The organism is Rhizobium sp. Leaf321 (assembly GCF_001423215.1).
In the GTDB taxonomy this organism is placed as follows: Bacteria; Pseudomonadota; Alphaproteobacteria; order Rhizobiales; family Rhizobiaceae; genus Neorhizobium; species Neorhizobium soli.
Genome location: NZ_LMOF01000005.1, coordinates 90,420 through 102,505, shown reverse-complemented (window position 1 = coordinate 102,505; position 12,086 = coordinate 90,420). Strand labels below are relative to the sequence as shown.

The following is a 12,086-nucleotide window of genomic DNA, read 5'->3' as shown; positions in this document are numbered from 1 at the left end:
GTCATTTGACAGTTACATTGTCTCAGCAAAGCATCAGGCAAGACCATCTCTGCGCAATATGTCTTACAGCGGTGGTGTTGCGCTGGACGGCTCCGTTTTGAATAAGCGAGAGAGCTACTTCGTTCAGGCAAAGCGATATGGAAAACCGTTCAACCATGCGGCGGCTTTTGACGCTGTCTCAGTTGCCGGGAAACGCAGCGGATCGTTACTCAAGATCTAACCGATGCGCCACCCCGTCATCGCAGAGGCTTTGGAGGCGCCATTGATTGTCAGCTTGGGATACTTGAGCCACTGCTCGATAGCAACAGTGGTGACGAACCTGAAGGCGTCATAGATGGTATTGCTGATCGGACTTGAGGCGAAAACCCGCGTCCGCGTCGCAGGCATCATGACCGGGACGCCGCTGCAGATCTCGACGTTGTCCGAATACGGGGTTGCCGAGCGCACGCCGGCCTTGGCTGCGGAAACCGCTCGGTTGCCGCCCTTGCCGCAACATGCCGGGTTCCAGGCGGAGCCGGTGACTGTTTCGCCTTTGCGCGGCCGTGCCGGACCGGACATTTGACGATGATGTCGTAATGCAGACTGCCGAAAACGACGACAGCGGGGCTGGGTGCGGTCTTAGAAATTTGTCTTTCCGTCTGGAGGCGACGGCCGCCATAGTCTTTTCTGGATTTTCCCAAAATTGCCTATTGCACATCACCGGTCGCCGAAGTCCCGCCGCCAGGCGCAAGTAAATGTAAGCGCTCGTTTATTTGCTCCGCATCCGGCCAAATCAAAGCCTCTGACCAATCGCGCGCGCCGCCCTTCATATGGCTCAAAGGTTTTCCTTGAGTAGAATTTCGATGCGGATCTTTTCCTGTGCGGCGAGCGGCTCGCGGGCATCCGAGCGGGCGCGCATGATGCGAATTGCACTGCGCACCGCATGGCCCGGATCCTGTGCGATCACGGCATCGATACGGTCGTCCCGGAGCGCCTGTTCGGTGAAGGGAGTTCGCTCGTGGACAACCACGGCAATGGTGCCGAGATCGACGTTTCCGGCAGCAGCCAGGATCGGCACGCGAGCCTCTGCGCTCAGCACGTAGATTCCGGAAACATCGCGATTGCCGGCCAACACGCGGGCCATCACCTGCTGGCTACGTGCCTCGTCGGCGTGGGTTTCGATGGACGGCAGACAGGTCAGATGCGGAAAGGCGCTGTTGATCACGTGGTCGAAGCCAAGGCGGCGCTGGATGCTGTCGAGCGACTGCATGGTTTCCGCGATCACCATGACCTTTCCCGGATGGGAACCCGCAAGCATGCCCATCAGCTTGCCCGCACTCGCACCCGCCGCAAAGTTGTCGATACCGACGAAATCAGCCTCTGGCAGCTTTTCCTGACCGGACAGGAATTGCACCACCTTGATGTTGCGCTGGAGAAGCCGCGCCATGGCGTCTCGCACCTGAGGCGATTCGGGCGCCATGACAGCCACGCCATCGACCTCCTCCTTGTCGAGGCTGGAGAGCAGCTTTGCCACGCCATGCGCATCGTCGATCCCGATCTGGCGGTAGGCAATCTCGGTGAGGTCGCCCTTGAGCGCATCAGTCAGCTCTTCAACGTGCCGCAGGAGCTCCTTGAGGTATAGATCGCCGCTTGCCGGAAGCAGGAAGAGAAAACGGTACACCTTGTTGCGGGCAAGGCTGACAGCCGCCGGATTTCGAACGAAGCCGATCCGCTCGATTGCGTCATTGACCAGCCGGGCGGCCTTCGGGCTCACATTCGGTCGTTCGTTCAAGACACGATCGACCGTTGCAAGGCTGACGCCTGCAGCCTCGGCCAGATCCTTCGCTGTTGGACGCATGACGACTTCCCATGATTTCCGCCTTCCAGAGCTTTCCTTCAAAACATCAGCAAACGCAAGAATTGATGTGCGCACCTCAAAAATCACTTGCTTTGAGGTGCGCACATCAATTAGCCTCCATCTGGGTTCGGGAGAGGCATCCATTACACCCCGTTCCGCTGGAGGAGGCCGGCCAGAGATTAGGGTCCGGAGCCGGCATTTGGCCCGCAAGGGCGTTTCGCCATCCGCAGGAGACCGGACGGCGCTGGGAGGATGACATGATGAAATCGCTTTACGTGAAAGGTCTGCTTGCTGCCGGAACGGTCGCCTGTTCGATGGGTTTCGGCACTATGATGGCGCATGCCGACGAAAAAGAACTGACGCTCTGCTGGGCAGCATGGGACCCGGCAAACGCACTCGTCGAACTCAGCAAGGGCTTCGAGGCGTCGTCCGGCATCAAGATGAAATTCGAGTTCGTCCCGTGGCCGAACTTCGCCGACCGCATGCTCAACGAACTCAACTCGGGCGGAAAGCTCTGCGATCTGATGATCGGCGACAGCCAGTGGATCGGCGGCGCCGCCGAGAACGGTTGGTATGTGAAGCTCAACGAGTTCTTCGACAAGGAAGGCATCAAGATGGATGCCTTCGTTCCGGCAACCGTCACGGGTTATTCCGAATGGCCGAAGAACACCCCGAACTACTGGTCGCTGCCAGCCTTCGGGGACGTGGTCGGCTGGACCTACCGCAAGGACTGGTTCGAGCGGCCCGAAATTAAGACAGCCTTCAAGGATAAGTTCGGTCGCGACCTGACGCCGCCCGCAACCTTCGACGAACTGAAGCAGGTCGCCGAATTCTTCCAGGGCCGCAAGATCGACGGCAAGACTGTCTACGGCGCCTCGATCTATACCGAACGTGGCTCGGAAGGCATCACGATGGGCGTGATGGACGTGCTTTACAGCTATGGCTTCAAGTACGAAAATCCGAAAAAACCATATGATATGAAAGGCTTTGTCGATTCCGAGGGCGCCGTGAAGGGCCTCGAATTCTACAAGTCCCTCTATGATTGCTGCGTCGCACCGGGCACATCCAACACCTACATGGGCGAAGGCATCGACGCCTACAAATCGGGCCAGGTCGCCATGCAGATGAACTTCGCCTTTACCTGGCCGGGGTTCGAGGCTGATCCGAATGTCGGGAGCGGAAAGACTGGCTATCTCGTCAATCCCGCAGGGCCCGGTGGCGAGAAGTTCGCCCAGCTCGGCGGCCAGGGCATTTCGGTCGTCGCCAACACCGACAACATGGACGGCGCACTGGGCTACATCAAATGGTTCGCCCAGAAGGATGTACAGGACAAATGGTGGTCCATGGGCGGCTTCTCGTGCCTTCGCGCCGTCGTCGAAGACCCGAATTTTGCCAAGAGCCAGCCCTATGCGCAGACCTTCCTCGACAGCATGGCGATCGTAAAGGACTTCTGGGCCGAGCCGTCCTATGCGACGCTGCTGCAGGCATCGCAGAAGCGGTTCCACGACTATGTCGTCGCTGGCAATGGCACCGCGAAGGAAGCTCTGGACGGGTTGATTGCCGACTGGACGGAAACGTTCGAGGACGAAGGCAAGCTCTGACAGAAGAAAAGCCTGGCTCCTGGACCTGATCCGGGGGCAGTGCCCTTAATCTCTCCCCCGGCAATGCCGGGGGAAAGTCCAAAGCCAGCGTTGCCGCCGGCACATCTTCGAAACCCTCAAGCCTGCCGGCACAACCCGAGCTTTGCCTTGTTGCCTCACCGGCCACGGCACCGCATGCGGTTGCCCTTTGGAAACGCCACACGGATCCGGACGATGACCGACACACCCGCAGACCGCCTCGCCCGTGCGACGCCACAACCGGTTGCCAGACGCATCCGGGGCTTAAGCGACAGGGCAATCGCCTGGATCTTCGTAGCACCCACGATCTTCCTGCTTCTGTCGGTCAACATATTTCCGCTGATCTGGACGATCCGCCTGTCCTTCACGAACTTTGCCGCGAACAAGCCGAACGCGGAGGTGAAATGGGTCGGATTGCGCAACTACACGCGCATCCTCACCGACGCCGACACCTGGGCGAACATGCAGACGACCGCCCATTTCCTCATCTGGACGATCACCTTCCAGGTGCTGATCGGCTTCTCCCTGGCATGGCTGATCAACCGCAAGTTCAAGGGCAACGACCTGGTGACGACACTAATCGTCATCCCGATGATGCTCTCGCCCGCCGTGGTCGGCAACTTCTGGACCTTCCTTTACCAGCCGCAGATCGGCCTCGTGAACTACGCCGTCGAATTCCTGACCGGCATTCCCGCCGACAGCTTCTCGATGCTTGGCCCCGGTGGCTGGGCGCGCTGGGCGATCGTCATCGTCGACACCTGGATGTGGACGCCCTTCGTCATGCTGATCTGCCTCGCCGGACTGCGCTCCATCCCCGATTACATCTATGAAGCAGCGGAAGTCGACCGCGCATCGAAGTGGCGGCAGTTCTGGACGATCACGCTGCCAATGGCACTGCCATTCCTAATGCTTGCAGTCCTGTTCCGCGGCATCGAGAACTTCCGGATGTTCGACCTGGTGGTCCTCCTCACCGGCGGCGGGCCGGGGGACGAGACGCTGCTCGCCTCGATCGACCTCAAGCGCGAGGCCTTCGAGAAATGGCGGACCGGCTATTCCAGCGCCTATGCAATTGTCCTGTTCGTCACGGTATTCGGCCTCGCCTCCATCTACGTGAAGGCCCTGAACAAGGTTAAGGAACGATGAGCGCCCATTCCGTCACCGAACCGTCGCCTGCCTCGAAGTGGATTGCCGGCATCTTGGTCGGACTATATGCGGTGATCACGCTGATCCCGCTCATCTGGATCATTTCGACGAGCTTCAAGTCCGGCCCGGATTCGATCAGCTATCCGCCGAAGGTCGTCTTCGAGCCGACGCTTGAAGGCTACGTAAACCTCTTCACGACACAGTCGCGCCCCTCGGCGGAAGACCTCGCCAAACTGCCGGCACCCACCACGTGGTATGACAAGATCACACGGGAAAGGGGCATGATCATTTCGGGCCCGTCGCGCTTCGGGCAACGATTCCTGAACTCGGTCATCATCGGCTTTGGCTCGACATTCCTGTCGATCTTCCTCGGGACGCTGGCAGCCTACGCCTTCAGCCGCTTCAAGGTGCCGCTCAAGGATGACCTCCTGTTCTTCATCCTGTCGACACGCATGATGCCGCCGATCGCCGTCGCAATCCCGATTTACCTGATGTTCCGTCAGTTGGGGCTTTCGGATACACACCTCGGCATGATCCTGCTTTATACGGCGGTCAACCTGTCGCTGTCGGTCTGGCTGCTCAAGGGATTTATTGACGAAATCCCGCGCGAATACGAAGAAGCGGCACTAATCGATGGCTATACCCGCTTCCAGGCCTTCTACAAAGTCGTCCTGCCGCAGGCGGCAACAGGCATCGCCTCGACCGCGATCTTCTGCCTGATCTTCGCCTGGAACGAATATGCTTTCGCAGTCCTGTTGACGAGCGGCAATGCCCAGACGGCGCCCCCCTTCATCCCGACCATCCTGTCGGTTGGCGGCGGTATCGACTGGCCGGCCGTTGCGGCTGCAGCGACACTGTTCCTGCTGCCCGTGATCATCTTCACCGTGCTGCTGCGCAAGCATCTGCTGCGCGGCATCACCTTCGGAGCCGTGCGCAAATGATGAACTTCCTTGCCCGCCTGCGTTGGTTCCGGCGACCCGAATGGGAGATGTTCGCCTCGGCGCTGATCGCGCTCGGCGTGATCATGCTCATGCAGCCGCTTTCGCTGACACTCTTTACCTTCTCCTTTCCGGTGACGCTGATCGGAACCGTCATGTTCATCGTCGTCAGTCATTTTCCGGAGTAAGTCATGGCCCAGATTCGCGTTGAAAACCTGCGCAAGGACTTCGGTGCCTTCAATGCGGTGAAGTCGTCCAGCTTCACCGTCGAGGATGGAGAGTTCTTCATGCTGCTCGGCCCGTCCGGCTGCGGCAAGACGACGACGCTGCGGATGATGGCCGGCCTTGAACTGCCGACCAGTGGCGAGATCTATATCGGCGGCGAAGAGGTCGGCATGAAGCGCGCGAGCGAGCGCGACATCGCCTTCGTCTTTCAGATGTTTGCGCTTTATCCGCACATGAACGTGCGCAAGAACATCTCCTATCCCCTGGTCAGCCAGGGCATAGCGCGCTCGGAAGTCGATCGCCGCGTGGCGGAAGTCGTCCGTATCCTGCAGATTGAATCCATCCTCGACAAACCGGTCGGCGGGCTTTCGGGCGGCGACCGCCAGCGCGTCGCACTCGGCCGTGCGATCGTGCGCCAGCCGAAGGCCTTCTTCATGGATGAGCCCCTCGGGGCGCTCGATGCGGAGTTCCGTGAGCATATGGCGGAGGAGCTGCGCGCCCTGCATGACCGCATGGGGGCGACCACCGTTTATGTCACCCACGACCAGCTGGAAGCCATGCAGATGGGCGACAAGATTGTCGTCATGAACCATGGCGTGATCGAGCAATTCGGCAAGCCCCAGCAGATCTATGACTGGCCGGCAACCAAGTTCGTGGCGAAATTCATCGGCTCGCCGCCGATGTCGTTCCTGGAATTCGAAGGTGCGATCGACGACGGGGGCAACGCGGTGACGATCGGTGTATCCCGCATCGAGGTTCCAAAGTCCCGCGAAGGCCGCAAGGGTGCGCTCACGCTCGGCGTCAGGCCGGAACATGTCCACCTGTCGGACGAAGCCGGTCTTCGCGGACGGGTGGCCGCCGTCGAATATCTCGGCACCACACAGATCGTCACGATCGAGACGGCCCATGGAGAGATCAAGGCGCGGACGGCGTCGAGCGATGCCATCCGGACGGACGTTCCCGTCGGGCTTGAATTCGATCGCCGCTCACTCACCCTGTTTGACCCAGAGAGCGGAAAGGCACTGGTGTCCGAGGCCAATGAAGGAGTCCTCGCCCGTGGCTGAAGTCGTTCTCTCCAGCATCCGCAAGTCGTTTGGCGCCACCCGCGCGCTCGACGACGTGACGATGACCGTACCGGACGGCGCATTCGTGGTGCTTCTCGGTCCGACCGGAGCCGGCAAAACCACGCTGCTGCGCTTGGTATCGGGCCTCGACACGCAGGACAGCGGCGACATCAGGATTGGCGGACAGTCCATGGCGGGGCTGACGCCCGCACAGCGCAATGTCGCCATGGTCTTCCAGCAATATTCCCTCTACCCGCACATGACCGTGCGGCAGAACCTCGAATTTCCGCTGAAATCGCCGCTGTTGCGCACGCCGCAGGCGGTGATCGACCAGAAGGTGAAGGCAATCGCCGAGGTCCTGCAGATCGCCCACAAGCTGGACAACCGGGCAACGGCCCTTTCGGGCGGCGAGATGCAGCGCGTGTCGATCGGCCGGGCGCTGGTCCGCAATCCGCAGATCTATCTCATGGATGAGCCGCTGAGCTCGCTCGATGCGAAACTCCGCGCCGACCTTCGGGTCGAACTGAAGAACATCCAGGCCCGGTCCGGCGCCACCTTCCTCTACGTGACGCATGACCAGATCGAGGCGATGACCATGGCAACCCATGTCGGCGTGCTCAAGGAAGGACGCCTCGTGCAGTTCGGTTCGCCGCGCGAGATCTACGAGGCGCCGGTCAGCATCTATGCCGCGACCCGGCTAGGCCAGCCGCGCATCAACGTGCTCCCCGCACACCTCTTCCCCGGAGCATCGGCGGGGGCCCATACGATCGGGCTTCGGCCCGAGCATATTCTCCAGGGAGAAGGGCAGGAAGCCAAGGTGGTCCGGGTGGAGCATCTCGGCGATCAGACGCGTCTTCATCTCATACTTGGGGAATATCCGATCATCACCGTCACCGATGCCCACACCGCCCTCAAGGGCGGCGACATCATCAAAATCCAGCCGCACCAGCCGATCTATTTCGATGCGGCCGGAATGCGTCTCGTCTAAGGGAGGGTCTCATGTCTCAATTCCTCAACAGCCGCGAAAATGCCGTCACCGAGGCGATCGATGGCATGCTCATGGCCTCGGCTGGAGCGCTGAGCCGCCTCGACGGCTATCCGCACATCCGCGTCGTGTTGCGATCCGACTGGGACAAATCGAAGGTCGCGATTGTCTCGGGCGGCGGATCCGGCCATGAGCCGGCCCATGCCGGTTTCGTCGGACGCGGCATGCTGACAGCCGCCGTCTGTGGTGATGTCTTCGCTTCGCCGAGCGTTGACGCTATCCTGACCGCAATCCTCGCGGTGACTGGCCCGCTCGGTTGCCTGCTGATCGTCAAGAACTATACAGGCGACCGGCTGAACTTCGGCCTTGCGGCCGAACGCGCCCGTGCCTTTGGGCTGAATGTCGGCATGGTGATCGTGGACGATGACATCGCGCTCCCCGATCTGCCGCAGTCCCGCGGTGTGGCGGGCACGCTCTTCGTCCACAAGATCGCCGGTGCGATGGCGGAAAACGGCGCAAGTCTTGATGACGTCATCGACACTGCGCGGCGGGTGATCGCCAATACCCGCTCGATCGGCATTGCACTCGACACCTGTACCGTGCCGGGCTCGCCGAAGGAAAAACGCATTCCCGAAGGTCACGCCGAACTCGGCCTTGGCATCCACGGTGAGGCGGGTGTGGAGCAGATCGAGTATGACGGCGTGCGCGGCGCCGTGGCCGCCATGGTGGACCGGCTTGCGGCGGGCATGGAGGACAAGCCGCATGTCGTACTTGTCAACAATCTCGGCGGCACCTCCGTGCTGGAAATGGCCGTGGTCGTCAACGAACTGGTTCAATCGGCGATCGGCGCGCGCCTCTCGCATATCGTCGGGCCTGCTGCGATGATGACCTCGCTCGACATGCAGGGCTTTTCGATTTCCGTATTGCCGGCGGAAAAGGCCGATCTCGACTTGCTGGCCAAGCCGGTCGGCCTTGCAGCATGGCCAGGCGTGACGGCGATGCGACCCGTCAACGTCATCGCCCTGCCCGATGGACTGACCCCGATCGCGCCGCTTGCCTCGCAGCATCTGCCCACCCGTCAATTCCTCACAGAGTGCTGCAAGCTCCTGATCGAGGCGGAAAAACACCTTAACGCGCTCGATGCCAAATCCGGCGACGGTGACACCGGCTCGACCCTTGCAAGCGCCGCGCGTGCCCTGATCGAGGCCCTCGATCGGCTACCGCTTGCAGATCACACCCAGCTCTTTCGCGCCATGGGCCAGGAACTCAGCCAGACCATGGGCGGCTCTTCCGGCGTCTTGCTCGCCATCTTCTTTGCCGCGGCAGGCGATGGGGCCTCAAGTGGTCTTGGCATGCGCGACGCGCTCAAGGCCGGCCTTGCCCGCATGCAGGAAATCGGCGGCGCAGAGCTCGGCGACCGCACCATGGTCGATGCGCTCTCGCCTGCACTGGACGCCTATGACAAGGGTTTTGCAGCAGCGGCCAGTGCAGCCCGCGCCGGCGCCAACCTGACCGCAACCTATCTCAACGCACGCGCAGGCCGGGCGGCTTACCTGAATGCCCGGCAGCTCGAAGGTCACATCGATCCCGGCGCGGAGGCAGTCGCGCGTCTCTTCGAGTTTCTCTCCCTTCGACATAGCAGGTCGGAGGACAAACCCGCGGACTGACGGCGGGGATCGGCGCGGCGGGAGCCATCCTGGGCGAGGTCTGCCGCAACGCAAAACACCCGCAGCTTAGAGCTACGGGTGCTTTTTGATGATTTGGTTGCGGGGGCCTGATGGCGCAGCGATCTGAAAACTCGACCGCCTTAAACCCAAAGGAACCGTCGACTCGGTACTTACGCGGTTTGCAGAGTGGGTGTGCCGGCAGCTCCGCTCTTTACTGGGCACCGCGAAACCTGGATTTGAGGATGTCGCGCTATCGGTGTTCGGACGCTTTGGGTGTGAGGAAAGCAAGAAGTCTGTTGGTAGAACCGACAACTCCGGGGTAAGTGAGGATGCAGTTTCCAATAGGCAGGCTCTTTTCGGGAGGCTTGCTACCTGCATCGGCCTGCAATAATCCCTGTACTCCCGCTCCGGCTTCGAGGCATTAATGACGCTACCAAGCAATGAATCAATCGAAGAGCTCGTCGCTTTGTCGATGTTGCAACAAGCACGTACATTTGCCGAGGCCTACGGCGGGCAGTCGCGCCTATGGCAGCGGCCCTATGCAGAGGCGCGGCCTCGTGTCGCTTCATCGATCGCATCGGTATGGATGACGGCCTATCCCCCTTCGGTAATCCCGTTGCCCGGCGAATCCGTTCTCAAGACCCTTGGCGACGCACATCTGTGGTCAGCCCTTTCGGCGATCGGCGTACGCGGTATTCACACGGGACCGATGAAACGTGCCGGCAGTATGAAAGACGGCGTCTACAGCCCGACGATCGACGGCAATTTCGACAGAATAAGCTTCGACATCGATCCGACTTTCGGCACGAACGAGGAATTCGTTGCCATCAGCCGCATGGCGGCGGCACACAACGCCATTGTCATTGACGATGTCATTCCTTCACACACGGGCAAGGGTCCGGATTTTCGGCTCGCCGAAATGAATCATTCGACCTACCCTGGTCTCTATCACATGGTCGAAATTCCAGAGGAAGAATGGCAGCGTCTTCCGGACGTGCCTGAGGGCCGGGAGGCGGTCAACCTGCCTGCCGATACCGTTGACTACCTGAGGGATCGTGGCTTGATTGTCGGCCAGCTCCAGCGGGTCATTTTCTTCGAGCCCGGCGTCAAAGAGACGGACTGGAGTGCGACCGGCCCTATTACCGGCGTCGACGGCAAGGAGCGCCGCTGGGTTTACCTGCACTACTTCAAGGAGGGGCAGCCGAGCCTGAACTGGCTGGATCCATCATTTGCCGCGCAACAGATGATCATCGGCGATGCGTTGCATTCGATCGACCAGATGGGCGCCCGTGGCCTGCGGTTGGACGCGAATGGATTTCTCGGCGTCGAGCGCCGAGTGGAGGGGCCGGCATGGTCGGAAAGCCATCCGCTTTCCGTGACGGGCAACGCACTGCTCGCTGGCATGATCCGCAAGGCCGGCGGGTTTTCGTTTCAGGAGCTTAACCTGACGATCGATGATATTGCCGCGATGTCGAAGGGTGGAGCGGATCTGTCCTACGATTTTATCACGCGCCCGGCCTATCATCACGCGCTGTTGACAGGCAATACCGAGTTCTTGCGCATGATGCTGCGGATGGTCCATGAATTTGGCATCGATCCTGCGTCGCTTATTCATGCGCTTCAGAATCACGATGAACTGACGACGGAACTCGTGCATTTCTGGACATTGCATGCAGACGATATTTACACCTTTGCCGGCCAGACTTGGCAGGGGCGAACGCTGCGCATGCATATTCGCGACGTAATACGCGAGCGCCTTTCGGGACCTAACGCCCCCTATAACCTTCCCTTTGTCACGAACGGAATCGCCTGCACGACAGCGAGCGTCATTGCCGCAGCCCTCGACATTGCCGACCTGGAAAGCATCGATGACGAGACGACAAAGCTGATCCAGAAAATTCACCTTCTGCTGGTGATGTACAACGCTTTTCAGCCGGGCGTATTCGCGCTTTCCGGATGGGATCTGGTCGGCGCTTTGCCATTAACGCCGGCTCAGGTGCAGCACCTGATGGCCGACGGCGACACCCGCTGGATCGAACGCGGCGCCTATGATCTGACGGGTCAGAACTCTGGCGAGGAGTTTTCCGCCGACGGCATGCCGCGTGCCCGCGCCCTATACGGCCCGATCAGCGAGCAGCTCGCGCAGCCGGACTCGTTTGCCTCGCAGCTCAAACGCCTGCTGGCCGTTCGGGAAGCTTATGGGATCGCGGCCAGTCGACAAGTCTCGATACCTGATACCACTGCCCCAGGTTTGCTCATCATGGTCCACGAACTTCCGGATCTACGAGGCACGCAGGTGACCGCCCTGAATTTCAGCTCCTCGGCGATCTCCGAAGTCGTGATCTTGCAGAACGTCAGGCCAGGACCTGTCGTCGACATGATTGCGGAGTCAATCGAAGGCGACCTTACAGAAGATGGCGCATTGACTATCAATCTGGAGCCCTACGAGGGTCTATCCCTCAGAGTTGTTGGAACGCTCCCGACGCTCTAAATGTCACGCGCATATCTCTGCGAATAGCCGCGCTTGTGCGTTCGCTTGCGGGTCTACGACCCGCTTGCGGACGTGATACATGACGGGATTTTACACGCCTTGGCCGGCGGTGATCCA

Annotated in this window: 9 protein-coding genes and 1 pseudogene; 8 read left to right on the top strand and 2 right to left on the bottom strand. The window is 60.5% G+C overall.

The features are described 5' to 3' along the window. Positions 1-435: 435 nt before the first annotated feature. Both ASF70_RS24560 and ASF70_RS04200 read right to left on the bottom strand, forming a co-directional pair. A pseudogene (locus ASF70_RS24560) lies at positions 436-626 on the bottom strand (ribokinase); the annotation flags it as partial. Between the two features lie 188 nt (positions 627-814). Beyond that, entirely contained in the window at positions 815-1,837 is a 1,023-nt protein-coding gene (locus ASF70_RS04200; protein WP_062460074.1) for a LacI family DNA-binding transcriptional regulator, read from the bottom strand. Between the two features lie 314 nt (positions 1,838-2,151). Between ASF70_RS04200 and ASF70_RS04195 the strand changes: the two genes are divergently transcribed. The 8 genes from ASF70_RS04195 to treS all read left to right on the top strand — a co-directional run bounded on the left by ASF70_RS04195 (position 2,152) and on the right by treS (position 11,969). Then, a complete protein-coding gene (locus tag ASF70_RS04195) occupies positions 2,152-3,438 on the top strand; it encodes an extracellular solute-binding protein (RefSeq protein WP_062578369.1) in 1,287 nt (428 codons plus the stop codon). Positions 3,439-3,651: 213 nt separating this feature from the next. Further along, complete coding sequence (locus ASF70_RS04190; protein WP_062460076.1) at positions 3,652-4,599, top strand: sugar ABC transporter permease; 948 nt, start codon at positions 3,652-3,654, stop codon at positions 4,597-4,599. After that, positions 4,596-5,540, top strand: a complete 945-nt coding sequence (locus ASF70_RS04185) for a carbohydrate ABC transporter permease (RefSeq protein WP_062577702.1) — start codon at positions 4,596-4,598, stop codon at positions 5,538-5,540. The genes ASF70_RS04190 and ASF70_RS04185 overlap by 4 nt, the downstream gene beginning before the upstream one ends. Then, complete coding sequence (locus ASF70_RS04180) at positions 5,537-5,725, top strand: hypothetical protein (protein ID WP_062577700.1); 189 nt, start codon at positions 5,537-5,539, stop codon at positions 5,723-5,725. Before ASF70_RS04185 ends, ASF70_RS04180 begins: the two co-directional genes overlap by 4 nt. A gap of 3 nt (positions 5,726-5,728) precedes the next feature. Continuing rightward, positions 5,729-6,826, top strand: a complete 1,098-nt coding sequence (locus ASF70_RS04175) for an ABC transporter ATP-binding protein (protein WP_062577698.1) — start codon at positions 5,729-5,731, stop codon at positions 6,824-6,826. Continuing rightward, entirely contained in the window at positions 6,819-7,814 is a 996-nt protein-coding gene (locus ASF70_RS04170) for an ABC transporter ATP-binding protein (RefSeq protein ID WP_062578367.1), read from the top strand. The genes ASF70_RS04175 and ASF70_RS04170 overlap by 8 nt, the downstream gene beginning before the upstream one ends. An 11-nt stretch (positions 7,815-7,825) precedes the next feature. Then, the gene (locus ASF70_RS04165) at positions 7,826-9,478 is read left to right on the top strand and encodes a dihydroxyacetone kinase subunit DhaK (RefSeq protein ID WP_062577697.1); all 1,653 of its coding nucleotides are present in this window, start codon (positions 7,826-7,828) and stop codon (positions 9,476-9,478) included. Positions 9,479-9,902: 424 nt separating this feature from the next. Beyond that, positions 9,903-11,969 (top strand): maltose alpha-D-glucosyltransferase, encoded by a 2,067-nt coding sequence (gene treS, locus ASF70_RS04160; RefSeq protein ID WP_062577695.1) that lies wholly within the window; start codon positions 9,903-9,905, stop codon positions 11,967-11,969. Positions 11,970-12,086 lie beyond the last annotated feature (117 nt).